This window comes from Glaciecola sp. G7-5 (assembly GCF_055808975.1).
Map to the genome: position 1 here is coordinate 130,906 of NZ_CM147892.1, position 25,295 is coordinate 156,200.

Here is a 25,295-nt window from a genome sequence, read left to right on the forward strand (position 1 = left end):
TAGCTATGATACTCCCAACGGAGCACTAGCCTAGAAAAGAGGTGAAGTGCTCTGCTAAATTCATACAAGCAGAGCACTATGCTTGAGCCTTATCTAGAAACTCGCTCTTACATCTAGATAATAGCTGCGTCCGTAGTCACGATGTGCGTCAGCGAAAAAGCCAAAGTAACGGTCCGCGAGTGGCGCTCGCTCATTTGTTAGGTTTCTCACACCTAATCGAAGACGCGTATCGACATCTTTGACATCAAACTTATAATCAAACGTAGCATTATAAGTTGCCATTGAAGGGATCTCGTAAATTGTGCCATCATCTAGTGTTAAGGAGCTTTGATAAAAATCGCCAATATAGTTGCCACTTAGCGATGCTCCGTAGGCATCTTTACGCCACGATAATCTCACGGTTTGACGCACTTCTTGGTTACCATCTCTACCAATTAAATCTGCAAATCCGTCAACCGGAAAACTTGCTGGTATGAGCCCTGCGTTAGCCGCTGCCACTAAACGCGCCGCATCTCCCCCTGCAACTTGCTCAAATTCATCTATAAACGAGCCGTTATAGCTAAATCTGAAACGCCCAAAGTCGGTTGTCACGTTGTAGTACACACCAAGATCGTAACCTGCGAGGTTACGCTGATCTAAGTTTGCATAGTTATCTGTAATTTGGTCTATATCGCCTGCCGGGCATATACCTGCAGCTAAATACACCGCCGATTGGTCATCACTAGGCGTATCTCGCGTCACAGCAGGGTTAAACGACGAACTTGCACAGTTAGATACACCTGCTTCTAGGCGCAATAGTAGATCAAGGAGCGTATGGTTTTCTTCACCAAACAAACCAATAGTATTTTCTTTTTCTATTGACCAGTAATCTAAAGTGACAGTTAGCTCATCAGTAGGTGTGAATACTAGCCCTAAATTAGTATTGGTAGATTCTTCAGGGAATAAATCTTCACTACCCTGTGCGACACGCTGTATCGAGTTTCTACAATCGATGATATCTTGGTCTGGATCGCCTCCATTTTCTGCCGCATATATACAAGCATAATCATTACGCGTGTTGTTTCTTGCGACTATTTCTTCATTTATGGTAATGAGGTTCGGTGCTCTAAATGCTTCTGACCATGAGCCTCTTAATAACAAAGATTCTATTGGTCTATAGCCAAAGGCAAGCTTACCAACAGTGGTATTGCCCACATCGCTAAAATCTTCATAACGAATAGCGGCTTGAACATCTAAGTTTTCCAAAATAGGTAATTGTAATTCGGCAAAAATTGAAAGCACATCACGCTCACCTGAACTATCTGGGGTTGGACTTGAGTTAACAACATCAGATACAAATGGATAGGTATCGCCATCGTAGTCAGTAAATGTAATAGTGCCGTCTAAGCGGTCGTCTCTATCATCAACAAATGATTCTTCACGATATTCAAAACCCGCTACAAATCCAACAGGACCGCCGGGAAGTTCAAATATCTCTGGAGTGAAGGCCTTAAAGTCGATTGACTTAAGCTCAGTTTCATTGTCACGTCTTACATCTATTAGCGCCCGCTCTATATTGCTATCTACGCCACCACTAAATGGATTGTAGGCTGCGGCGGTATCGTCAAATAACGCTTCTGCTATTAAATTATTCGATACTCGGTTGTGTGTAATATCTGTTTTCTCAGCTTTAGACCAGATTAATGCACCTTCCCAATCCCAGTCGCCCATTACCCCTCTAAAACCTTGAACAAAGCGGAAAGTATCTCCGTCATTATCAATGATTCTAGGTAGTTCGGCAAATCGATAGTTGTCAATAAATAGCTCAGCACCGGAACATGGTACATCTGGTATGCGCTCAGCTGACAATCGATTTGGAGAGCCACAAGGACCAAATGGGTTATAATAATTTTGGGCACCAACTCTCAGTTTAACTGCGGTAAAAGGCGCAGATGGGTGGCGACGTAAGTTTGTTTTTGATTGATACATAGAAAACTCAGTGAAGCTTTCAAGATTGTCATTTATTTCATGATTAACAAATACAAACAAGTTGGCACGTTCTAGTTCAGAACTTACATCTCTATCAGCATTTAAGTTATATCTAAACGTACCTTGCCCATCTTTTCCACCACAAATAAATTCGTTTATCGCATATTGACAACGCTCATCGCCAATGGGGTATGTTTCAAATTCACCAGAACTGTCCGTAAACTCATCTCGTACACCAAGCCCCGATGCACTGCTAACAAAATCAAACTGACCATACAACGAATTAGCGGAATTATTTCTAAAGCGGGTATCTCCTTCCCATAATGAACCTTCTGGGACCCGGTCTCTAAAATCAGAATTTGCCCAACGGGGATCGTCTTGTGAATTAACGCGGTCGCGCTGATAATAATTAGCAAAAACACTGACGTTAGTTTTGCCATTGTTAAAATCTTGACCCCACTTGACAGTCAGGTTTTGTGTATCTCGCGGTATTTCATCGTATTGTGAGTGCCTGGCTGATATCGTAAAACCAACAAAATCCGTTTCTAATACATGGTTAACAACACCCGCTACGGCATCGGCACCGTAAATTGCAGAAGCACCGTCTCGCAGTACTTCCACTCGGTCTAAGCCATGCACGGGGATTGTATTTACGTTTACAGAGTTTACGGGCACAAAGCTACCGCCTACTTCCTCGGTCTGGTACGATGCTGAATTGACCATGCGTCTACCATTTAATAGAACAAGCGTATTACCGGTCCCAAGGTTTCTTAAATTGTAAGTACCCACATCGCCTCGAGCGGCATTCACACCACCCCCAATATTTTCAGCCTCACTAAAGAAATTTTGACCATTTTCGGGAATGAGTTGCAAAAGGTCATCTAATGATTCAAGGCCTAAGTTGCCTATATCTTCGCTATTGATCACCGATACGGCCAACGATTCTGCAACGGCCCCACCTTTGATGTTTGAACCAACAACCGTTATTTTTTCTACCTCTTCTTCGCCGTCGTCTTGAGTTTGAGCATTGGCCAAAGGTATGTGCGTGCCAAGCGCAATGCTGACAGCTAGAAAAACTGCCTTATATGAATTCCTATCTTTGTTGGAACGGTTGAGTTTCATAAGAGTTACCCTTTTTTATAATTTTAAATGTGTGTTATTGCCTACTGTTTATTATCAAGTTATGAAAATTGCGTTAGTCCCCAAAGAGACGTATTTAAAATTCATGAAAATTTTGCTGCATAATAAGTTAACGAGGGAAGCGCTAATTTCCCCTATTCGTAATTAGGATATTTTTGAACTTCTTGTTTGGAACATTACTTATGTAAGTATTTTAAAGAGACGTTTGAGAGAATATTGGAGTTGAATTTTTACACAGGCGCTGCCCGAAGGGTTCGTTCTATGCTTCCACCGCGCTTTATTATAGCAAGTTGCTAATACTCGGCAGGCTCAGCCCAACTAAAATTAAGCCTATCACTAGGTTATAAGCCCAAACGGGGGCATGTTGCGCAGTCGTATATGACTCGCCCATTAAATAGGAATTGTGAAAGACTGTCGTTTTTTGATTTCTAACTGGCAGAAACAGAACATTTGATTTGTTCAATGACGATTTTAAAGAATTCAAACATGATGTTTTTGCCCACATCTCACAACAGTCTGCAAAAATATACTGATGTGTTGGGTCGCTTCCTAACCATTCATAAAATTCGAGGCGTTTACTGTAGTTAAGTTTATGCACGCTTTGTTCTAGAATTTCAGAGGTAGAGTCTTCGCCCTTAAGGGACTTGGTATCCACAAAACTATCCAAGTAGCCAAGCCAACTAACTGCTTGCTCGACTATTTCTGCTGGATATTCTGTACCTGTCCATTCGTTGACGTTCATACTATGCGCTCTTCTTGCTCGTCGTGTTATTAGCCTTAGTATTTTCAATACTTTTGCGATTTTTGCCTTGAATAAATTCGCGGCAAAGCCTTAATCCCTTAGTTATATGGTTCTCAACAGTTTTTTTCGAAATACCATACTGGTGTGCTATTTCTAGATGACTTTTGCCTTGAATTTTACGCTCGATAAACACTTTTTGACAAATTGGGGGTAAACTCTCAATGGCGCACTTTAATAATGCTTGGTCTTGCTCTTTGGCAACTTCAATTTCTAAAGATTCAATTGTTTTGTCTGCATTATTCAATTCTTCTCGGTGTAAATACTTCTCTCTAACTTGCTTATGTCTTACTCTACTTATGGCTAAATTTTTAGCTATCGTAAATAATAAAGGCTCGAATTTTTGCAGTTTAGTAGAAATTGAACATTCTGTGGGATCTTGTTTAGCTAATAAGTACACCTTTAATAATGCTTCTTGGAATACTTCTTGTGATTCTGCTTCACCTAATATATTACCAAGCATATTCATTAGTGTAGACTTACATCTGTATTGTAACTGTTGTAATACCAACTCTTGCTCTACTGGAGTTTGATTAATGTTGACCGTTTTTTTTAAATTTTGTTTTTTAGAAAATTGCAATATTACGTTCCCCTAATATTGCTCACTTTGTTTTAGTTTATTAAAGCGTGAGCGTCTAAGTGGCCATTTATTATATTGTTTCGCTGTTTAGACTACCTTAGCATCTCGATAATTACAAAATATTTACAAATTTGCATCACAAAAACAACAAACCGCTATGTCATACTCACTAGCTTACGCAAACTCTTTAACAGCATTTACATGCATCCACCACAACTACCGCAACGCCAATCACTTTTGTTAACCGCTTCGTAAAACCATTGCACATTTTGCTCATCAACAGGAATGTCATGTTGCTCAAATAGGGTGATTAGCCACTGGGCATTCTCGTCAAGCCAATCGGCTAGCTCGAGGCCTTCAGCATAGTCTTCGTCGTCAGGAAAAAGCCAACTGAAAATACCAAAGGTATCCATGTGGTTTTCTGCTTTTGTTGGAGGCAGCACAAGCAAGCTATTGTTATAGCGAATAATCCAATGACCTAAACATAAGGTATGGCCTTTAGCAGACCAGCTAGCATGAAATGGATTGCTATTAGTGTCGCTTGAGTTTGTGTGCATAGAGGAGACACTCAAATATTGGCGTGCGGGCGATTTCCCCTGCTGGTTTGATGCAAATGATAAATTTCATCAACATTAGCGCGGCTTGAAGCGGTCACGTTTAAATCTTTAATGAGACCATCGTGGATGCTATATACCCAGCCGTGGATGCCTAGGACTTGTCCACGATCCCAGGCATACTGAACCGCTTTTGTACGAGCAAGATTTTGTACTTGGCTAAGCACATTTAATTCACACAGCCTATCTACCTTTTGCTGCTCGGATAACTTGGCAAGCTCTTCTTTGTGCGCAAAACTAATGTCTTTAATATGTCGAAGCCAATTGTCGACAACGCCATATTCATCGTGACCGAGCGAGGCATTTATGCCGCCACAGCCATAATGACCACATACAATAATATGTTTTACGCGCAAAACCTCAACCGCATACTGCACTACAGCTAAGCAATTAAAATCAGTATGTACAACTTGATTAGCAATATTGCGGTGAACGAAAAGTTCGCCCGGTGCAAGATCAACAATTTGATTGGCTGGCACCCGGCTGTCAGAACAGCCAATCCATAAATAGTCAGGTTTTTGAATCGCCTCTAAACGCGCAAAAAACTGCGGATCGTCTTCTTTGACCCTAGCAGCCCATTGTTTGTTCTTCGTGAGTAAAGGACTTAAATCTGGCATAAACTTCTCTTATATCAATCAATACTTTAAATAGAGCGTTCTGATAATGCGAACGCTGATTGCGCTATCTTTACTGCATTATGGTTGATTCATCGGTATTGAACGCAAACCCTTTGATGTCAGCTTCATTTACTAGTCGATGCAAGTATTGCGAAATTGCCTTTCTGTGAACCCGATCATTCAAATATTTTTGAATTTTCTCTTCCACCAAATCGTAGCTAAGGGGCTTGCCTTCGATTTTACGAACAACTTCAACAATGTGATAACCAAAACGGGATTCCACAGGTGTACTCATTAAACCAATATCTGCCGCAAACACTTGACGTTCAAACTCGCTGACAGTTTGCCCATTCGATAGTTGACCTAAATTACCGCCTTGCTCTTTTGAAGGACACACTGAATATTTTCGAGCGGCGTCAGCAAATTTAATTTCGTTATTGTTCAGTTGAGACAAAATAAGTTCAGCAGCAGCCAGCATTTCAGCTCTATGCTCTAGATCTTTAGGATCTGCGGCCAATAAAATATGATTCGTTTCTACCAACGGAGAAGACGTAAAGTGATCTGGATTGGCTTCAAAATAACGTTTACATTCTTCGCTACTTGCCTCAGGAATGTCCACTTCACTGGCAAATAACGCGTCTATAAGTGTCGGATCTTTTTCAAGCGCTTCTCTATCTATCTTGTCAGTTAAGCCTTTTTCATGCGCTTTTTGCGCGATAAGCTCAGCAATGATAAGTGATTGCGCAGCTTCAACCATGGCTTGTCTTCTAGATTCTGCCGGATGGTATTGTACTTCTGTGTCAATGGCCGACGCGGGTATTGCTGTACCGTTGACCAAAATGTCGGGGGTATTGGTAAGTGCCATGATAATTCCTATTCTAAATTAGCTAAGATGTAAATGCGGCTTCCCTGCCGTGCAAGTAAACTATGTCTTTTAATGTGTACGTAAGGCCCTAACCTTTATGACGCACAACTTGGTAGCTTCTGCGCACATATTGTACTGGTACGCTCCAAATATGAACCAAGCGACTAAAGGGAAACAATACAAATAAGGTAATGCCTAGGGTTACATGCATTTTGTACAACCAATGAACGCTAGATATATATTCGACAGCTTCGGTTGGACGAAAAGTCAAAATATAACGTGACCAGCTCATCAAGTTGTACATTACCGACCCATCCATATGGCCTGAGGAGATAAAGATAGTGCCCATACCAATGATTAGTTGAAGGTAAATAAGCAACAAAATCCCAGTATCCATTAGGCTACTATTCGCCTTAATTCTTGGGTCGAATAAACGTCTGCGTACAAGCATTGTTAAGCCTATAAAACACAACACGCCAAAGAAACCACCAACGCCCATAGCAATCACTTGCTTAACAGCCATGGTAATGCCCAGCGCATGCCATATTTCCCAAGGTAGCACCAAACCAGCAAAGTGACCCAACAGGATCATAATGATGCCAACATGAAATAAAATACTGGCGATTCTAAAGTTTTTACTGCTCAGCATTTGGCTTGAGCCCGTTTTCCATGAGTATTGCTCACGGTCATATCTGACTAAACTACCCAGTACGAAAACGCCGGTGGCGACATAAGGATAAATGCCAAAAAATAATGTATTTAAGAAGTCCATAACTAGCTCCTTGCACTTTCGTTGTTCAGCTTGTTGGCTGCATCTATAAATTGAATGGGCACATCTTGGTCTCGACGTTGAGATTCAGATGGCTTGCCTGTATCACTGCTTGGACAGCCGCCGTTAATGGCATCACCACCAAAGGTCACAGCTTCTTCTTCCCATACTTTGTCGAGGGCTTTTTTGGTGTCGTCGCGTTTTTCATCTTTGACTTGCTCGCGCAGCGCGTCCAAATCGATGTCCATTTCACTTAAGGTCACCAAGGCCTGAAACAAGGCGCTGTAGTTGCACTGGCGCTTCTCTAACCTAACTGTTAACAAGGCCAAAATAGGTGCGATGTCTTGCAGCCAACCTTTGGCGTTCTCATCACCTTGGGTACTTACAAACTCTAAGAAAAGCGGGATATAGTCAGGTAATTCTCTTACCCCAATATCAAGTCCTGCTGCTTTGTACTGCTTAAGTAAGTCGACCATGGCTTGGCCGCGGTCACGCGACTCACCATGAATGTGTTCATAAATCAGCAATGAAAGTGAACGCCCGCGCTCAAATAAACCATCGTAGTCTGACTGCCAATCAAGCAAACTATCGCCAAAGCGCTGCTCAACAAAGTCCATCAAAGCACTTTTATCTGTCTCGCTTAAATGTTCGTTCGCGCGGATATAGTCAGCAACGTCTTCACCATGCTGGTAAAGCTCCTCACTGGGATAATCTATAAGGCGCGATATAAGGCTTAGTATTTTCATTAGTCTTGTACCTCAACTGGAATGATTTGGCGAACCACTTGCTTTTTGCTGCCAAATAAATCGGCGTCACTATCACCGCCGCTACAGCCATTGCCAAAGGTGAAACCACAACCTGATTTCATGTCATAAGCATCTTCTGCGTAAGCGGTATGGCTTGTTGGAATAACGAATCGGTCTTCGTAGTTTGCTAGCGCCATATAGCGGTACATTTCTTCTACTTGCTCAACACTTAAACCTGCTTGCTCTAACGCTTCAAGATTCTCTATGCCTTCAACTTGCTGTGAACGTTTGAATATGCGCATCGCCATCATGCGTTCAAGCGCGCGTTCAACAGGGGCTTCGTCACCTGCGGTAAGCATATTGGCAAGATACTTCATTGGAATACGTAATGATTTCAAATCAGGAAATACGCCGTGCATAGGTACTTTATTAGCTTCAACTGCGGTTTGAATCGGGCTCAAAGGCGGCACATACCAGACCATTGGCAAGGTTCTATATTCAGGATGCAGCGGCAAGGCTACCTGCCAATCCATGACCATTTTATACACCGGTGACTGCTGCGCAGATTTAATCCACGCATCAGGAATACCTTCTTTGCGAGCCGCTTCTTGGACTTTTTCGTCAAAGGGGTCTAAAAAGATATCGCACTGTGCTTGATATAAATCTTTATCATTTGCAACGGATGCCGCTTCTTCAATGCGATCAGCATCGTAAAACATAACGCCTAAATAGCGAATGCGTCCAACGCAGGTTTCAGAGCATACTGTTGGTTGACCCGCTTCAATACGCGGATAACAGAAGATACATTTTTCTGACTTGCCTGTTTTCCAGTTGTAGTAAATCTTTTTGTAAGGGCAACCACTTACGCACATTCTCCAGCCCCGGCATTTGTCTTGGTCAATCAACACAATACCGTCTTCTTCACGCTTATAAATTGCGCCTGAAGGACACGAGGCCACGCACGCTGGATTAATACAGTGTTCGCACAACCGTGGTAAATACATCATGAAGGTTTTCTCAAACTCTCCGTACATATCCGCTTGCATTTGGTTGAAATTGGCATCTTTACGGCGTTTAGAAAACTCCGTACCCAAGATTTCCTCCCAGTTTGGACCCCATTCGATTTTTTCCATACGTTGACCCGTTATGAGTGAACGTGGTCTGGCGACGGGTTGATGCTTACTTTCACCGGCTTTGTGTAAATGCTGGTAGTCAAAATCAAAGGGCTCATAGTAATCATCAATACCAGGCAGGTCTGGGTTGGCAAAAATATTCGCCAAAATACGCAACTTGCCACCTTGTTTTGGGGTTAATTTGCCGTTTTGATGACGCTTCCATCCACCATTCCACTTTTCTTGATTTTCCCATTCTTTTGGATAACCAATACCAGGTTTTGTTTCTACGTTATTGAACCACGCGTATTCAACCCCCTCACGAGAGGTCCATACATTTTTGCAGGTCACTGAACATGTGTGGCAACCGATACATTTATCGAGGTTTAGCACCATGCCTATTTGCGCTCTTACTTTCATGATTGACTCCCCGCGGTATTTTTACTCTCATTGAGTGAGCTGTTAAATTCTTCATTGCTTTGATCAACACTATCGTCATCAAGCCAGTCGACTTTCGCCATTTTGCGTACCACCACAAATTCATCGCGGTTACAGCCTACTGTGCCGTAGTAGTTAAACCCGTACGATTGCTGCGCATAACCGCCTATCATGTGGGTTGGCTTCATTACGCAGCGAGTCACTGAATTATGTATGCCGCCACGTGTTTTGGTCATTTGCGAACCCGGTACATTGACGATGCGCTCTTGAGCGTGATACATCATGCTTACCCCTTCTGGGACACGTTGCGAGACAATGGCACGCGCTGCAATAGCACCATTGACATTGAATACTTCTATCCAATCATTATCTTCAATACCTGCTCGCTCAGCGTCTACTTCCGACATCCATACCACCGGACCACCGCGCGAAAGCGTTAGCATTAATAGGTTGTCAGAATACGTGCTGTGAATACCCCATTTTTGGTGTGGTGTTAAAAAGTTAAGGGCAATCTCTTTATTCCCATTAGGTTCTTTGTTCATAATGGGCTGAACCGTTTTTAAGTTAATCGGTGGTTTATACACACACATGGTTTCGCCAAAGTCGCGCATCCATTCGTGATCTTGATAAAACTGTTGACGCCCGGTCACGGTTCTCCAAGGAATCATTTCGTGGACGTTGGTATAGCCTGCATTGTAGGACACATGCTCATCTTCAAGTCCCGACCAAGTTGGTGAGCTGATGATTTTTCGTGGCTGCGCCTGCACATCTCTAAAGCGTATTTTTTCCTCTTCTTTGGGTTTTGCTAAATGAGTATGGTCTAAACCGGTAAACTCACCCAACGCCGCCCATGCTTTTACAGCCACTTGACCATTGGTTTCAGGCGCAAGTGATAAAATCATCTCACATGCATCAATAGCCGATTCAAGCTTAGGTCTGCCTTGGTTAGCACCTTCTTTCACATGTTTGCGGTTAAGTTCACCTAAAAAGGCCACTTCTTTGTCAGTATTCCAACTGATGCCTTTACCGCCATTTCCTAATTTCTCAAGGAGTGGTCCTATGGATGAAAAGCGAGCATAGGTATTTGGATAGTCACGAATCACTTCCACCATATTTGGCGCGGTTTGTCCTGGTATGAGGTCGCACTCTCCTTTCCACCATGCTTTTACACCAAAGGGCTGGGCAATTTCGGCAGGTGTGTCATGTAAAATAGGCACGGTCACTAAATCTTTTTCAATGCCTAAATGACCCTCCGTCATTTTCGAGAATGCTTTAGCTATCCCAGCAAAAATTTCCCAGTCAGAACGCGATTCCCAAACTGGGTCTACAGCGGCACTTAAAGGGTGAATAAAAGGATGCATATCCGAAGTATTCAAATCGTCTTTTTCATACCATGTTGCTGTAGGTAACACGATGTCAGAATACAAACAGGTCGTTGACATTCTAAAATCGAGGGTGACGAGTAAATCGACTTTGCCTTCGGCGGCGTCGTCAACCCACTTAACATCTTCAGGCATTTTACCGCCCTGCTCTCCAAGATCTTTACCCAGTAAGCCATGCTTGGTGCCTAGCAAGTGACGAAGCATGTATTCGTGCCCCTTACCAGATGAACCAAGTAAATTGGAGCGCCAAATAAACATATTGCGAGGGAAGTTTTGTGGATTTTCAGGCTCTAAACAAGCAAAGTTTAGGTCTCCTGATGTGAGCTTCTCGACCGCATAATCTTTTGGACTTTGCCCCGCCGCTTCAGCATCTCTACAAAGTTGTAGCGGATTTACGCTAAATGCAGGAGCTGAAGGTAACCAACCCATACGTTCTGCGCGGGTGTTAAAGTCAATAATCGAACCCGACCATTTGTTCGGATCAGCTAAAGGAGATATCACTTCTGTCATTTCTAATTTTTCATAGCGCCACTGGCTAGAGTGGTTGTAGAAAAATGAAGTGCCGTTCATATGACGAGGCGGGCGCTGCCAATCTAGGCCAAAGGCTAATGGCTGCCAACCAGTTTGCGGACGCAATTTTTCTTGTCCAACATAATGCGCCCAACCGCCGCCGCTTTGCCCAACGCAACCACACATCATCAACATATTGATAAGGCCACGATAATTCATGTCCATGTGATACCAGTGGTTCATACCGGCACCAACAATAATCATTGAACGGCCGCGGGTTTTGTTTGCGTTGTCGGCGAATTCGCGTGCAATCTTGACCACATCATCGCGTTTCACACCAGTTATTTGTTCTTGCCATGCTGGCGTATAAGGGATGTCTTGATCGTAGCTAGAAGCAACGTTTGGATCATCATACCCGTTGTCAACACCGTAGTTAGCAATGGTTAAGTCAAAGACGGTACAAACGTAAGCAGTGCTGCCGTCGGCTAGGGTAATTTTCTTAGCCGGCACTTTGCGTGGCAATACATCATCGTGTTCAGTATTTTGGAAGTAGCCAAATTCGTGTTCAGCGCCACCAAAATAGGGGAAGCTAACATCAACGAGTTCATCGTGTTCTGCTTTTAAGCTCAAACGTAAGTCTAGTTTATCGCCTGTTTTACCGTTAGTTTGGGTAATATTCCACTTGCCTTTTTCACCCCAGCGATAACCAACTGAACCGGTGGGTGAAACAAGTTGCCCGTTTGGATCATCAATCGCGATGGTTTTCCATTCTGGGTTATTGTCTTGGCCAAGATTTTCTTGTAGGTCAGAAGCACGCAAAAAACGTCCTTGATACAAACTACCATCGGGGGCTTTGTCTAGTAGAACCAAGTTGGGGAAGTCAGTATAGCGCTTCACATAATCAGTGAAATATTCAGATGGGTTCTCAAGATGAAACTCTTTGAGAATGACATGACCAAATGCCATCGCTAGCGCAGCATCGGTGCCTTGCTTAGGCGCAAGCCATTGGTCCGTTAGTTTGGCAACTTCAGAATAGTCTGGCGTAATACCAATGACTTTGGTGCCCTTGTAACGAACTTCAGTTAAAAAGTGAGCATCTGGCGTTCTTGTTTGCGGAACATTAGAGCCCCAGCAAATAATATAGTTTGAGTTATACCAATCAGCTGATTCTGGTACGTCAGTTTGTTCACCCCATACCTGCGGAGATGCGGGAGGTAAGTCACAATACCAATCGTAAAAGCTTAGACAATTACCACCAATTAGGGACAAATACCGAGCGCCTGCAGCGTAGCTTACCATCGACATAGCCGGAATAGGACTAAAGCCAGTGATACGATCTGGCCCATAGGTTTTTGCCGTATATACGTTTGCCGCAGCAATAATCTCGTTAACTTCCTTCCAGTTAGCGCGAACAAAGCCGCCTAAACCACGCTGCTGTTTGTACTCTTTGGCCTTAGCTGGGTCTTCAACTATCGATTCCCAGGCAAGAACCGGGTCTTTATGTTGCATTTTAGCCGCACGCCAAAGCTTGACTAAGCGTTTGCGAATTTTAGGATGCTTTAGACGGTTAGCGCTGTAGATATACCAAGAATAGCTAGCGCCACGAGGACAGCCTCTTGGCTCATGATTTGGGAGATCTGGGCGCGTGCGTGGGTAATCAGTTTGCTGGGTTTCCCAGGTGACTAATCCATCTTTTACATAAATCTTCCAACTGCACGAACCTGTGCAATTTACGCCATGGGTTGAACGCACAATTTTGTCGTGCTGCCACCGGCGACGGTAACCATCTTCCCAATCTCTATTTTCTTCGGTCGTTACACCGTGACCATCCGAAAATGATTCTTCTTTGCGTTTAAAAAACTGCAATCTGTCTAAAAAGTGACTCATGCCAGACTCCTTGGTTAATAAGAATGCAACAATGTTTTAATGAGTAAATTGTTGCAAATTCAAGCTATAAGCTGATTAAAGGCGATATTAGGAGAGTAAACAAGAGGGCAAAAAGTCGATTAAAAACAGTGGCTACCACCTAATAGGTAGGTCCAAATTTTGGCTTTTCCTTTGGTTTAAAGGTGTATAGACTGGTGTTCAGTAAATAATTGTCGTAAAACGAAAGCTATTATTCTTTGTAGGTATCACCTTAGAGTCAGGCATATCTGTATAAATCTCAGAAAATAGCACTATGGTGCAAGTAATGATAACTAACTTCATTCATTCAACGGTCTTTAAAATTGCAGGGCTAATGTTCTTAATTAGCTTCTTGGCAATTGCCAGCATGTTTAGTTCGGTGTTTATAAGTGACGGGGCCCAAACCGATGCGGCCTCGGTAAATGTAGCAGGCTCGCTTAGAATGCAAAGCTATCGCTTAGCCAGTTACGCTCAAATATCCGATAAGTCTCCACAGCAGCAGCAAGAATTTGAACGTTTCCTAGCGGACTTTGAAAAAAAACTTACTACCGGCGTACTTATCAATAAACAAACGCTGATTGAAACCGATAATGCCGACGAATTGCTAAGGCAAATTACAAGACAGTGGTTTGAAGATATCAAACCATACTTTCTACTTACCCAAGAAGAACGTTTTGACGCATACAAACTCAACCAATCCGTACAAGTATTTGTTGATAGCATAGACACATTAGTAGCCAGTTATCAGCGCCACGCCGAATCTAATATCGCGACCATACGACTAATTCAAAGCGTTGCGCTATTTGGCACCTTGCTACTCATTGCATTTGCAATGCTGATTGTTAATAGACACATAGAAAAGCCTTTATCGCAACTTACCCAAGTAGCCAAGCAAATTGGCCGGGGGGATTTTACTGCACGTGCAGATGAGAGCGGTAAGGGTGAGCTAGCGCTTCTCGCAAAAACGCTAAATAAAATGAGTGATTCTATATATCGCTCGCAAAGCCAACTAGAAGGCCAAGTGAAACGCAAAACCCTTAAACTATCGCGGTCTAACGAATCACTTGATTTGCTTTATAAGATGTCACGCAAACTAAACAATGTAGACCCAAACTCCGTCGATTTTCAGCCTTTGCTAAAACAACTCGCTACCATTACGGGCATTGCAGACCTCGACCTGTGTATTATGACAGCACAAGGTAGTGGCCCGTATGAGCACTTGGTAAGTTCAAACAAAGACTTGCCCGAAAAGTGTATTAAACATCAATGTGGCGACTGTACCGAGCACAATGATATTTTTCCTAGCAGTAAAAATAAAATTCGCTACCAGTTGACTCAGGGTGACGAAAATTATGGCGTATTTAGTGTCAACCCGCAGCAAGGTTCGCAACTTGCTGATTGGCAGCATCAATTATTTGAATCGGTGGCAGAACAAATATCTAACGGCCTAAGTATGAAGCATAAACACGAGCAAGGCCGGCGTATGGCGCTGATGAATGAAAGAACCGTTATTGCCCGTGAACTGCATGATTCATTGGCCCAAGCTTTGTCGTATTTACGCATACAAGTTACCCGCTTACAAAGGCTGCAACAGCAACAAGACGCACAAGAACAAATAGACCAAGTTATTGCAGAATTAAAGGGTGGCCTAAGTGCTGCTTATAGTGAGTTAAGAGAATTACTTACCACCTTCAGATTGAAGTTAGATGGTCGTGGTATCAAAGCGGCGCTAGAACAAACCATATCGCAACTTAAAACTCGTTCAGAGGCCTTTGAATTTAGTTTGCATTATGATGTGTCAAATATCCCTTTTTCTCCTCAGGAAGAGATTCACTTGCTACAAATTGCACGTGAGGCAACACAAAATGCATTTTACCATTCTCAAGGTAGTCAGATTTCTATTGAGCTTACCAGTAACAATCGCTCTGAAGTAAGTTTATCGATAAAAGATAACGGCGTTGGCATTCCAACCGATCCGAGTAAATTAAATCACTATGGCTTGGCAATTATGAAAGAAAGAAGTCGTAATTTGCACGGTACGCTCGCAATTACGCAAATAGAAAGTGGTGGAACCCAAGTCATTTTTCGTTTTGTGCCTGAATACGCCAAGCAAATTGATTTGAAAATGCAGCGGGCATAATAGAGAAAAGCACCTGTTTCAGGTGCTTTCTTACTATTGCTTTTGCAAGCTTAGGGATTATAAAACTCACCGTCTTTACGAAGGTAGAACCAATAGTTGATAAATACACACACTCCGTAGAATACTGCAAATCCGATAAGTGCAACTTCAGGTGTGGTTGCTTTAATTTGCTCACCCAATACCTTAGGGATGTAAAACGCGCCATAGGCTGCTACCGCTGATGTCCAACCTAATACAGGACCCGCTTGCTCTTTAGGAAACACCATAGCAACTGTTCTAAAGGTCGAGCCATTGCCAATGCCAGTCGCCGCAAACAATAACAAGAATAAGACAAAGAAGGCGATGAAGTACTCTTCAGGTGTTGCCGATTGATATGCTTGTTTCATGTAATAAGCAACACCAAGGGCACTTGCAATCATTACAAAGGAGCATATTTGCGTAACAAAAGCGCCGCCTAGCTTGTCGGCCAACCAACCACCAACAGGTCTAATTAGTGCGCCAATAAAAGGCCCCATCCACGCATACATAAGCGCACTTGGGCCGTTCTCGTTTATTGTATTATGGGTCATGGTGCCATCAACCATGATATGGCTATAGCCAAAAATCACCTTTATCGCCAGTGGAAAGGACGCCGCAAACCCAATGAATGAACCAAAAGTCATGGTGTAGATGATACTCATCGCCCAAGTGTGTTTGTTGTTGAAAATTTGATATTGGCGAGAAAGGCTAGTGCCTATTGCGCCTGGCAACATCTTCAGTATCACAACGGTAGCAACTACCACTAACACGAGCACAACTTCTTTCGGTACGCCAAAACCTGAGCCATTTGCAGATTCGGGCAACATCAGCCACAAACCAAAAGCTGCGATAATTAAACCAATAAATAACATCACGGTAATAAGTGCAAAAGAAGTCAATGGATTGCCAATATTAGGCGATACTTCTGGCGTTCGAATATTGTTCATACCAAACCAAGTGAGGAAGAAAAGCGGCACCAATAAAATCAACCAAACAAAGCCTGCGTTTGGAATATAGCTTTCGGTCCCTGCTGGAATTTTGCCAATCAAAGTACCCGAGGCATTTACCAGCACCATCGGATCTCCACTTAGCACACCAAAAGCAGCAAAAGTCATAAACAATGGCACTACAATTTGCATCGTGGTGACGCCAAAATTACCAAGCCCAGCATTCAAGCCTAAAGCCAAGCCTTGTTGCTTTTTAGGAAAAAAGAAGCTTATGTTTGACATAGATGACGCGAAATTACCGCCGCCAAAACCTGAAAGAAGCGCTAGCAACTGGAATTGCCATAAGGGGGTTTCGGGGTTTTGCAAGGCAAAGCCCGCACCAACAGCAGGTATCATAAGAAGCGCTGTGGTAAAGAATATCGTATTTCTTCCGCCACACAAGCGAATAAAGAAACTACTCGGTATACGCAGCGTTGCACCTGTTAGACCCGAAATAGCCATTAAGGTAAACAATTCCGCTTTTTCAAATGGGAAGCCCAAATTAAGCATTTGAACCGTAATAATTCCCCAATATAACCAAACCGCGAAACCGGCAAGCAAACTAGGAATCGAAATCCATAAATTCCGATTGGCTATTTTTTTGCCTTCTTTATCCCAAAAGTTTTTGTCCTCGGGGTCCCACTTATGTAAGTCAGACATATGCCTTCTCCAATTATTGTAATTTGTCTACACTGGAGTCACTATGGGCTAGAAACGAAACGCTAACAATCTGCATCAGTGGGTATAAAGTAAAAACATTGTAGGCACCTGTTGGCAACAAAAATACGCAAATTTACTCTACTTTATATATACATATATCCGTGTACACTATACGAATAGCGGTTTATTAACCTTTACAGCAACTACTCCTAAAGAGGTAATTTGCTTACCCCTAAGTAACTTATTTTTCTGCAAGCTCATGCTGTATAGTAAGATTTATAGAGTGAGAAGCATTAACTAGGCTTCTAACAGTACTAATGGAGAATTTCTGATGTTTAAAGACCAAGCGGCTACCATTATGATGGTAGATGATCATCCTTTGCTAAGAAAAGGCTTGAATCAATTGCTGGCGTACGAAGATGATTTAACTGTCGTTGGAGAAGCGAGTTCAGGCGCAGAGGGTATTGAACTTGCATTAAAACTCGAACCCGATCTGATCACTCTTGACTTGAATATGCAAGGTATGGATGGGCTAGAAACCTTAAAGAATATGCGTGATAAAGGTATTGATGCTCGCATTATCATGCTTACCGTTTCGGACAACGACGAGGATGTTGTTGAAGCTATCCGCTCTGGCGCTGATGGCTACTTGCTAAAAGATATGGACCCTGAAGACATTATCGAGAAACTTCGTGAAGCTGCGCTAGGAAAAATGGTAATGAGCGCCAAACTAACCGAAATATTAGCCACCGCTTTAAGAAAACCTGAACGCGCAGGCAGCAGAGCTTTGGCTAGTCTAACCAGCCGAGAACTTGAAATTCTCAAGCTCATTGCCAAAGGCATGAGCAATAAATTAATCGCTCGTGAACTCGATATTTCCGATGGTACAGTCAAAGTCCATGTAAAACATTTTCTTAAAAAACTAAACCTACGCTCACGCGTTGAAGCGGCAGTGTGGATGGTTAATCATCAAAACGGAGCATAATATGGGATGTTGTGATACGCCTGGCTTAATGCCCATCGAACAAGCCATGCAACTGATAATGGCATCAATAACACCTATTTGTGAAATACAAAACTGTGCACTAAGTGAGGCCCTAGATAGGGTCATTGCCAAGGATATTGTTTCGCCCATAAATGTACCTGCCTACGACAATTCGGCTATGGACGGATATGCGTTTAATTTCGACGATTATGAAGAATCAAATAAGCTTACTCAAATTGGCAAAAGCTTTGCCGGAAACGCGTTTAAAGGCGAAATAAAAAAAGGACAGTGCGTACGCATAATGACCGGAGCTGAAATTCCCGAAGGTGCAAATACCGTTGTCATGCAAGAAAATACAAGCGCAGATGACAATATCATTACTATTCATAAAGCCACAAAGGGAGATGCTATTCGCCCCGCTGGTGACGATATTAAAAGCGGTAGCGTTGTTCTTCAAGCTGGCGCGCGTATTAGTCCTATCGATGTTGGTCTGCTGGCCTCTTTAGGCTTTGCTGATGTCCCGGTGATTCGCCGCTTAAAAGTAGCCGTATTTTCAACTGGTGACGAACTCCTTGCTGTAGGTAGCCAAGCCCGTAGTGACCGAATATTTGATACCAACAGACCAATGCTTGTGGCGATGCTATCTAGACTCGGCGCAGATGTGTTTGATATGGGTATTATTGCCGATAGCAAAGATAAAATTCGCCGCGCTTTTGAGCAAGCCAATGAAGTGGCTGATTGCGTAATTACCAGCGGCGGTGTTTCGGTAGGTGAAGCCGATTATACGCGCGAAATTCTAGACGAATATGGCACTATCGACTTTTGGAAACTGGCCATCAAACCCGGTAAACCTCTTGCGTTCGGTCGCCTAAGCGACAGTATATTCTTTGGCTTACCGGGCAATCCCGTGTCAGCCGCGGTCACCTTTGATCAAATAGCAGTGCCCGCGCTAGCCTATCTAGCCGGTTGTACAAGCTCAAAAACCACGCTACTTCCCGCAACCGCTAACAGCACATTTAAAAAGCGCCCCGGCAGAACAGACTATCAACGAGCCCATTACTTTGTTAACGAACACGGTGAATTATGCGTAGAGAGCACTGGCTCACAAAGCTCGGGGGTGCTTTCTTGCTTTAGACAGTCTAATTGCTACGCGGTGCTTGAAAACCCCAGAGGCAAGGTCGAAAGTGGAGAAAAGGTCAACATATTGCCTTTTGCCAACACCATCGCCTAATAAACGTATCGTCTTTCCTGCGAAGCGCATCGTCTTTCCTGCGAAGGCAGGAATCTGCTTGATACTACCTCTTTCGTCCCATAAATAGAGGATGCTTTTAGGAGATTTCAGCCTTCGCTGAAATGACGGGCGGGGGGCAACAATGACGGGCGGGGGGCAACAATGACGGGCGGGGGGCGTCAATGACGGACGGGCGACAGCGCTAAGTGGGTTTATCTGCTAGGATGCTTATCGCTCGGTTGCGCCCTTCAGCTTTGGCTTGATATAGGGCGTCGTCTGCTCTTCTTAGCAAGGTATCTGCGGTATCAAAACTTGCCCATGTAGTGAGGCCGATACTGATTGTAATTTGTCGATTTTGAAAACGCTCACGGCTAAAAAGCTCACACACATTTTGTGCGAATGTTAGCGCCTTTGCAGAGTCAGGTTCAGACATAATAATAACAAATTCTTCACCGCCCCATCTTGCAACAACATCGTGTTGTTGAATATGGGACTTTAAGTAAGTAGCGATCCTCTTCAGTATCTCATCACCCATTAAATGCCCAAGCTCATCATTAATCAGTTTGAAGTGGTCCACATCAACAATGAGTAGGGTAAAAGGTCGATTGTGGGTTTTGGCATCTTTTAGCATTCGAGTAAGACTGAAATCTAGTTTTGTCCTGTTATACAAGCCTGTTAATTTATCGGTCTCGGCTAACATTTGTGTCTTTTGATGGCTAATACTCAATTCTTCGTAGGCATCGGACCGTGTGCTCTCATAAAATCTGAACAATAGAATATGAGCTAGACTGACTTCTACCATGTTAAGCACCGAACCAAAACTATAGGTCGCCACTAGCTGGTTATGATATTGCTCGTAGGCAATGAAACAACAAAAAAGAAACATAAGCGCGGTGATGATACTACCCCAGCGTTTGCCCAATAAGAAAAATGCAATAGGCGGCGTGAGTGTTGCCCAAATAAATGAATTTGCCATGCCGTCAACAGAATAGATAAAAAACATTATCAAGGTGCTTAGCATCACTGTTATTAACCAAGCAGCAAGGTTAACGTTACCCGTTGTTCGAAACCAGAAGTGAATACTCACCACCAGTACAGCACCAACAACATCGATTGTAGTAAGGAATAAATCTTGGAATACGAAAAAGTTTAGAGCGGCAATAACAGTAAAGAAAACTGTCATAATGAGGGTCATATGACAAATAAGGCGGACGCGCCAAAATTCTATATGGCTTTTAGGATATTGAGGAAATGCGTCATACCAAAAGGCTAACATTGGACACTACTTAACTGCGAAATACCAAGCCCCTATTAAATTAAGGATGATTCGTATTTAAATGTAATCGAATTGATAAAAAGAGGCAAATGCTTATTTAACAATCAACCCACTAACAAACCTAACCTGCTTGATTCTTTGTAAACCAGCGTTCTGTCGCTTTTTCATCAGACTCTTTTGATTTGACCCACTTCATGCCAGCAGCGGTGCCCTCTTGTTTCCATAAAGGTGCGCTGGTTTTTAAATAATCCATAATGAACTCAGTGGCCTCAAAAGCATTCTTTCGATGCTTTGAAGTTACGCCAACAAACACAATTTGTTCTGACGATTCTATTACGCCGACTCTATGAATAATGCGAACATAACCCAATTCCCAGCGTTTTCTTGCTTGACTACAAATATCCATCAAGGATTTTTCAGTCATGCCTGGGTAGTGCTCAATCAATATGTTAGACACCGAACCATCGCTGTTAAAATCTCTGACTAAGCCAGTAAAAGTAACGATCGCACCGTCACTTTCTGCATGTTCACGCAGGCGATTGTACTCTGTCGCGTGATCGAAATCCTCAGTTTGTACGCTAATCATACTACCCCCTGTTACTGGCGGGAAAAACGCAACTTCGTCGCCATCATTAATGCGCGCACCTTTAGCACACAGCGTTTGATTGACTGCAATTAACACATCTTGGTCTTTCAGTATCTGCCACTTATCGCTTTTTTTGTACAATTTTGCCATTAGATCACTCACGGTTTGTTCACCGGAGTATTCAAAGTTAATCGAAGAAAAACCCAGTTGCTCTCGTATACTTGCAAAAAATCTTATGTTTATCATATGCGTACTCCAAGCTACTTATTAATTTCCACAACTATCACAAAGACTTTGCGAAGACATTTTTAAATGAGGAACAAAATTACACGGCCCTTGCGCCCCGTCTAACTGAGGTTTTATGATCCCTTGCCATGCGGTTTTGCATGCGCCTGTTGAACCCGGCACACAAAAGATAACGGTATTGTTGGCGAGGCCAGCAATGGCGCGTGATTGAATTGTGGATGTACCAATCTCTTGAAAACTTAAATGTCTAAATAACTCACCAAAGCCCTCAACTTCTTTATCAAATAGTGGCGCTACGGCTTCGGGCGTTGAATCTCGACTGGTAAACCCTGTACCACCAGTAATGAGTATCGCTTGTATTTGTGGATCCGCTATATAGTTAGAAACCTTTGCCCGAATTAAATAAATATCATCAATAACGATGTCGCGTTGAGCAACAACATGTCCTTGGTCGCTTGCACTTACCGCCAAGTACTCACCCGACGTATCACTTGCGCGGTCTCGCGTGTCAGATACCGTCAAAACAGCGATATTTAAGGGAACAAATTTTTTATTTGAATGGCTCATGTACGTCTCCACATGGGTTTGATGATGTTGTGTTATCAAAATGCTGTAATGCGAAGCGCCACTGCTGAGGTGTATTGGCATTAAACATCGTTGAACGAATAGGATTATTTAGCTTCGCCAGCGAAAAGTGAGAACATAAGCCTCCTACAGAAAAGTTATTGGTTAAGCGCAAGGTATAGTCTAAAACTTGCCGAAAAGATGCACTATTAACAATGAAAAGGGGTAAATTATCATTTGCAAAGCAAGTGTTTTTTGCCTCTTCTTGGCCACAACTAATAAGCGTTTGCAAGCATTCACTAGTAAGTAGCGGCAAGTCCACGGGTACCACCATAAGGTTGTAGTGAGGGAAGCGAGTGGCAATACTGTGAATACCCGACAGTGGCCCTTTATCAGGAATAATATCACTGAAGTGTTTATGCTTGTCATCATTACGGCTCACTACCACCTTTTCAACAGAGGTTTTAGCTAGCAGCGCTGATGTTCTATCGATCATAGATTGAGCTTCAATACAAAGGAGTGCTTTATCTTCGCCCATGCGAGATGAGCGGCCTCCTGCAAGTACTACACCCAGTGTTTTCTTGTGCATAATTTTCAGTTTCCTTTTACAAGCTCATGGTGCAATATCACTGCGTAAATAATACATCCCTTGCAGACTAACCGCCTAACATTGCAAGCTGTTTTGTCGCACCGGTAAAGCCTTGTTGCAGACTATGCGTTGCTTTTTTACCCTTTACATGGCAAATAACCGCTTCCATTGTTGCGTTTACATCGCCGCTGTCAAGGTAAGATAATATATCTTGCCCTTCTTCGGCGAACAAACACAAATGTAACTTACCTTGTGAAGAAACGCGTAAGCGATTACATGTATCACAAAAATCCTTGCTATAAGGCATGATCAAGCCAATGTTGCCTGTATAATCCCTATGTGTAAACTCTTGTGCAGGACCCGCATCTTTGCTGCGAATAATACGTTCCCAGCCTTTTTCCAACAATAGCTTTTTGATGTGATCACCGGCAACATGATTTTGTGCAAAAAACTGTTTGTTATCACCCGTTTGCATAAGCTCTATAAAACGCCAAGTAACTGGGTGTTGCTTCAAATAATCAAAAAAACTATTAAGCTCTTTGTAATTAAATTGCTTAAGCATAACCGTATTAAACTTAACTGTCTTAATACCTGCGGTGATTGCGGCATCTACGCCGGCCAAAATATCATCCAATTTTTGCTTTCCAGTAATGGCAGCAAACATTCTAGGGTCAAGACTATCAGCACTAACATTTAATGCATCTAAACCAGCATCTTTATAGCGCTGTGCATCTTTGTTCAAACGAAAAGCATTGGTGGTCATGGCTACCGTTTCGATTCCGTCGGTCTGCTTGCAAAGCGCAATAATATCGTTTAAGTCTTTGCGCAAGGCAGGTTCGCCACCCGTAATGCGCACCTTAGTTGTGCCTAAGCGCGCAAATGCCTGCACCAAGGTATCAATTTGTTTGATGCTCATGCCTGTGGTGGGCGTATCGCAACTATTGCCATCAGGTAAACAATAATTACATCTAAAATTACATATTTCAGTAATTGATAAACGCAAATACTTAAATCTGCGGCCAAAATTATCTTGTAGTTCCATGTAAACACCTTTCCAAGTTTCGAGATTACACTCGTCGGGAGGCCAATTGATTTATCGTGTTGACCCGGCAATTAAGTCGCTATGTCGCGATTCATTAACATAGTGCTTATTGCGGCTCATCTTCCATAGCACCATTGCCTTAGGAAGCTAAGCTCGGAGTTTTGCTATGAGTCAAGTGTGAACTAAAATTTAGCTTTATGTAATAGCGCTGAAGAGATACTCCCTAAGGGGTACACGCTAAGTAGTTGAAAATAACAAACGAAAAATCTCAACTGACGCACAATGTCGCTCAGTCGAGATTATGTCAATTGCGTATTGTTTTAGAATGTAAAGGTGAGCATTCCCCAGAGTTTACTGGTATCGACTGAATAGTCATCAGCACTATATTTAGCGTATTTGACGAGCAAACCTACTTTGTCGGCAAGCGGATATTTAGCGACTAGGTTTACTTCATTTCCGTAGTCTAAAGACCCTGCGTCAGAAGACAGTTTGTGATAAATCGCGGTTAAGGCAAGCTTGCCTAGTTTACCAGAGGCTTTCACGTAGAGATCATTTACGCCGGCATCAGGAGTAGCCAAAAATTTATCGGTAAAACCTTGAAACTTGTGCAAAGTAGCTAATGGCGTGCTAAAGCCTTTTCCATTGTCGCTGCCTAACGATTCATAACCAAGTCCAAGATTGAGTTTTGCTATATTGCCTGAAAGGTCAAGTGCAAAATATTTTGCGTCAAAGCTAGTCGGGTTATTGCCCGCATCTGATTGAGACGCTAATGCACCATGAATTTTTATACCCGCAAGTGTCGCGTCATAACTAAAACCTAAAGTACGAGTAGAGATTGCATGAGCAGTATCAAAATCTAACTCGTAAGCATAGGCCGCTAATGTTTGTCCTTTGTCGATTTTATAGTTGAGGTTTAGCAAATGGATATTGCCTTTTAAATCTCCATTTGAACTGTCAGGCCCAAAAATACGATTTACATTGTAGACGTAGCTATAGTCAATATTTAAGCCCTCTTGTGAGCCGTATTGCAAACGATATGCATCAAAAGTCTGTTCATTTTGACGCCACGCAACACCGCCTACGAAGCGCTGATTATTGTGATTGATACGCTGGCGACCAAATGTCAGGTTCAATTCGCCACTTTTGTAGCCGAGGTAAGCTTGGTTTACTTCTGTTAAACTAGGATCAGCAACCACGGGATAATGGCTATTACCATTCACGGTGCTGTTGTAATTTTCATTGCCCAAAGCCGTTATATTGTCGACCTCAAGCACGGTATAAAATCCGCCTGCGCTAGCGCTTTTATAACTTAAGCGCGTGAGCAAAGTAGAGGCATTGGCTTTTTTATCAATGTTGTCTTGTTCAACTCTTTCGAGTCGATATCGCATACTTATGTCAGTACTTCCGTTGCTGATTGCATCTTGCACAGTCTTGATGCCATTTTCTTGAGCCAGAGCTGCAGTGGGTGCCAGTGTTACTGCGCCTAGTGCGCCAAGAACAAATAGTGCTATAGGTGTTTTCATATCA

Annotated in this window: 20 protein-coding genes and 1 riboswitch; of the genes, 3 read left to right on the plus strand and 17 right to left on the minus strand. The window is 42.9% G+C overall.

Annotated features, from left to right (window positions below; all coding sequences use genetic code 11):
- Positions 1-93 precede the first annotated feature (93 nt).
- The 10 genes from AC0L6H_RS00525 to AC0L6H_RS00570 form a co-directional block, all read right to left on the minus strand.
- On the minus strand, positions 94-3,090 hold the full coding sequence (locus AC0L6H_RS00525; RefSeq protein ID WP_473391904.1) for a TonB-dependent receptor domain-containing protein: 2,997 nt from the start codon (positions 3,088-3,090) through the stop codon (positions 94-96).
- Positions 3,091-3,388: 298 nt separating this feature from the next.
- Positions 3,389-3,850, minus strand: a complete 462-nt coding sequence (locus AC0L6H_RS00530) for a hypothetical protein (RefSeq protein WP_473391905.1) — start codon at positions 3,848-3,850, stop codon at positions 3,389-3,391.
- 1 nt (position 3,851) lies between these two features.
- Positions 3,852-4,487, minus strand: coding sequence for an RNA polymerase sigma factor (locus AC0L6H_RS00535; RefSeq protein ID WP_473391906.1), 636 nt, complete (start codon positions 4,485-4,487; stop codon positions 3,852-3,854).
- Positions 4,488-4,684: 197 nt separating this feature from the next.
- Positions 4,685-5,044 (minus strand): hypothetical protein, encoded by a 360-nt coding sequence (locus tag AC0L6H_RS00540; RefSeq protein WP_473391907.1) that lies wholly within the window; start codon positions 5,042-5,044, stop codon positions 4,685-4,687.
- 11 nt (positions 5,045-5,055) lie between these two features.
- Positions 5,056-5,718, minus strand: a complete 663-nt coding sequence (gene can, locus AC0L6H_RS00545) for a carbonate dehydratase (protein WP_473391909.1) — start codon at positions 5,716-5,718, stop codon at positions 5,056-5,058.
- 70 nt (positions 5,719-5,788) lie between these two features.
- Positions 5,789-6,583: a peptidylprolyl isomerase gene (locus tag AC0L6H_RS00550; RefSeq protein ID WP_473391910.1), complete on the minus strand. Its 795-nt coding sequence runs from the start codon at positions 6,581-6,583 to the stop codon at positions 5,789-5,791.
- An 88-nt stretch (positions 6,584-6,671) separates the two neighbouring features.
- Entirely contained in the window at positions 6,672-7,355 is a 684-nt protein-coding gene (gene narI, locus AC0L6H_RS00555; protein WP_473391911.1) for a respiratory nitrate reductase subunit gamma, read from the minus strand.
- Positions 7,356-7,357: 2 nt separating this feature from the next.
- Positions 7,358-8,098 carry a nitrate reductase molybdenum cofactor assembly chaperone gene (gene narJ / locus AC0L6H_RS00560; RefSeq protein ID WP_473391913.1) on the minus strand — a complete coding sequence of 247 codons (741 nt, stop codon included), beginning with the start codon at positions 8,096-8,098 and terminating at the stop codon, positions 7,358-7,360.
- A complete protein-coding gene (gene narH, locus AC0L6H_RS00565) occupies positions 8,098-9,630 on the minus strand; it encodes a nitrate reductase subunit beta (protein ID WP_473391914.1) in 1,533 nt (510 codons plus the stop codon). Before narH ends, narJ begins: the two co-directional genes overlap by 1 nt.
- Positions 9,627-13,427: a nitrate reductase subunit alpha gene (locus tag AC0L6H_RS00570; protein ID WP_473391916.1), complete on the minus strand. Its 3,801-nt coding sequence runs from the start codon at positions 13,425-13,427 to the stop codon at positions 9,627-9,629. The genes narH and AC0L6H_RS00570 overlap by 4 nt, the downstream gene beginning before the upstream one ends.
- A gap of 304 nt (positions 13,428-13,731) precedes the next feature.
- Between AC0L6H_RS00570 and AC0L6H_RS00575 the strand changes: the two genes are divergently transcribed.
- Positions 13,732-15,585, plus strand: a complete 1,854-nt coding sequence (locus tag AC0L6H_RS00575; RefSeq protein ID WP_473391917.1) for a histidine kinase — start codon at positions 13,732-13,734, stop codon at positions 15,583-15,585.
- Positions 15,586-15,635: 50 nt separating this feature from the next.
- Here AC0L6H_RS00575 and AC0L6H_RS00580 read toward each other — a convergent pair whose 3' ends face one another.
- Positions 15,636-17,249 carry an MFS transporter gene (locus AC0L6H_RS00580; RefSeq protein WP_473391918.1) on the minus strand — a complete coding sequence of 538 codons (1,614 nt, stop codon included), beginning with the start codon at positions 17,247-17,249 and terminating at the stop codon, positions 15,636-15,638.
- Between the two features lie 331 nt (positions 17,250-17,580).
- Here AC0L6H_RS00580 and narL point away from each other — a divergent pair, with 331 nt between their 5' ends.
- Both narL and moeA read left to right on the plus strand, forming a co-directional pair.
- Positions 17,581-18,234, plus strand: a complete 654-nt coding sequence (gene narL / locus AC0L6H_RS00585) for a two-component system response regulator NarL (protein WP_473391919.1) — start codon at positions 17,581-17,583, stop codon at positions 18,232-18,234.
- Between the two features lies 1 nt (position 18,235).
- Positions 18,236-19,465 (plus strand): molybdopterin molybdotransferase MoeA, encoded by a 1,230-nt coding sequence (moeA, locus tag AC0L6H_RS00590; RefSeq protein ID WP_473391921.1) that lies wholly within the window; start codon positions 18,236-18,238, stop codon positions 19,463-19,465.
- 202 nt (positions 19,466-19,667) lie between these two features.
- On the opposite strand, the gene AC0L6H_RS00595 is transcribed toward moeA, so the two are convergent.
- The 6 genes from AC0L6H_RS00595 to AC0L6H_RS00620 form a co-directional block, all read right to left on the minus strand.
- Positions 19,668-20,741, minus strand: coding sequence for a GGDEF domain-containing protein (locus AC0L6H_RS00595; protein WP_473391922.1), 1,074 nt, complete (start codon positions 20,739-20,741; stop codon positions 19,668-19,670).
- 121 nt (positions 20,742-20,862) lie between these two features.
- Positions 20,863-21,573, minus strand: coding sequence for a molybdopterin synthase catalytic subunit MoaE (gene moaE, locus AC0L6H_RS00600; RefSeq protein ID WP_473391923.1), 711 nt, complete (start codon positions 21,571-21,573; stop codon positions 20,863-20,865).
- Between the two features lie 21 nt (positions 21,574-21,594).
- Complete coding sequence (moaB, locus tag AC0L6H_RS00605; protein ID WP_473391925.1) at positions 21,595-22,140, minus strand: molybdenum cofactor biosynthesis protein B; 546 nt, start codon at positions 22,138-22,140, stop codon at positions 21,595-21,597.
- The gene (gene mobA / locus AC0L6H_RS00610) at positions 22,124-22,726 is read right to left on the minus strand and encodes a molybdenum cofactor guanylyltransferase (RefSeq protein WP_473391926.1); all 603 of its coding nucleotides are present in this window, start codon (positions 22,724-22,726) and stop codon (positions 22,124-22,126) included. The genes moaB and mobA overlap by 17 nt, the downstream gene beginning before the upstream one ends.
- Before the next feature lie 67 nt (positions 22,727-22,793).
- Positions 22,794-23,768 (minus strand): GTP 3',8-cyclase MoaA, encoded by a 975-nt coding sequence (gene moaA, locus AC0L6H_RS00615; protein ID WP_473391928.1) that lies wholly within the window; start codon positions 23,766-23,768, stop codon positions 22,794-22,796.
- Positions 23,758-23,939: riboswitch (molybdenum cofactor riboswitch) on the minus strand. It overlaps the preceding gene by 11 nt.
- A 149-nt stretch (positions 23,940-24,088) precedes the next feature.
- Positions 24,089-25,291, minus strand: coding sequence for an alginate export family protein (locus AC0L6H_RS00620; protein ID WP_473391929.1), 1,203 nt, complete (start codon positions 25,289-25,291; stop codon positions 24,089-24,091).
- Between the last annotated feature and the right edge of the window lie 4 nt (positions 25,292-25,295).

Coding starts and splice junctions, on each gene's coding strand:
- AC0L6H_RS00525 (WP_473391904.1), bottom strand. CDS start 3,090: ATGAAACTCAACCGTTCCAACAAAGATAGGAATTCATATAAGGCAGTT.
- AC0L6H_RS00530 (WP_473391905.1), bottom strand. CDS start 3,850: ATGAACGTCAACGAATGGACAGGTACAGAATATCCAGCAGAAATAGTC.
- AC0L6H_RS00540 (WP_473391907.1), bottom strand. CDS start 5,044: ATGCACACAAACTCAAGCGACACTAATAGCAATCCATTTCATGCTAGC.
- can (WP_473391909.1), bottom strand. CDS start 5,718: ATGCCAGATTTAAGTCCTTTACTCACGAAGAACAAACAATGGGCTGCT.
- AC0L6H_RS00550 (WP_473391910.1), bottom strand. CDS start 6,583: ATGGCACTTACCAATACCCCCGACATTTTGGTCAACGGTACAGCAATA.
- narI (WP_473391911.1), bottom strand. CDS start 7,355: ATGGACTTCTTAAATACATTATTTTTTGGCATTTATCCTTATGTCGCC.
- narJ (WP_473391913.1), bottom strand. CDS start 8,098: ATGAAAATACTAAGCCTTATATCGCGCCTTATAGATTATCCCAGTGAG.
- narH (WP_473391914.1), bottom strand. CDS start 9,630: ATGAAAGTAAGAGCGCAAATAGGCATGGTGCTAAACCTCGATAAATGT.
- AC0L6H_RS00570 (WP_473391916.1), bottom strand. CDS start 13,427: ATGAGTCACTTTTTAGACAGATTGCAGTTTTTTAAACGCAAAGAAGAA.
- AC0L6H_RS00575 (WP_473391917.1), top strand. CDS start 13,732: ATGATAACTAACTTCATTCATTCAACGGTCTTTAAAATTGCAGGGCTA.
- AC0L6H_RS00580 (WP_473391918.1), bottom strand. CDS start 17,249: ATGTCTGACTTACATAAGTGGGACCCCGAGGACAAAAACTTTTGGGAT.
- narL (WP_473391919.1), top strand. CDS start 17,581: ATGTTTAAAGACCAAGCGGCTACCATTATGATGGTAGATGATCATCCT.
- moeA (WP_473391921.1), top strand. CDS start 18,236: ATGGGATGTTGTGATACGCCTGGCTTAATGCCCATCGAACAAGCCATG.
- AC0L6H_RS00595 (WP_473391922.1), bottom strand. CDS start 20,741: ATGTTAGCCTTTTGGTATGACGCATTTCCTCAATATCCTAAAAGCCAT.
- moaE (WP_473391923.1), bottom strand. CDS start 21,573: ATGATAAACATAAGATTTTTTGCAAGTATACGAGAGCAACTGGGTTTT.
- moaB (WP_473391925.1), bottom strand. CDS start 22,140: ATGAGCCATTCAAATAAAAAATTTGTTCCCTTAAATATCGCTGTTTTG.
- mobA (WP_473391926.1), bottom strand. CDS start 22,726: ATGCACAAGAAAACACTGGGTGTAGTACTTGCAGGAGGCCGCTCATCT.
- moaA (WP_473391928.1), bottom strand. CDS start 23,768: ATGGAACTACAAGATAATTTTGGCCGCAGATTTAAGTATTTGCGTTTA.
- AC0L6H_RS00620 (WP_473391929.1), bottom strand. CDS start 25,291: ATGAAAACACCTATAGCACTATTTGTTCTTGGCGCACTAGGCGCAGTA.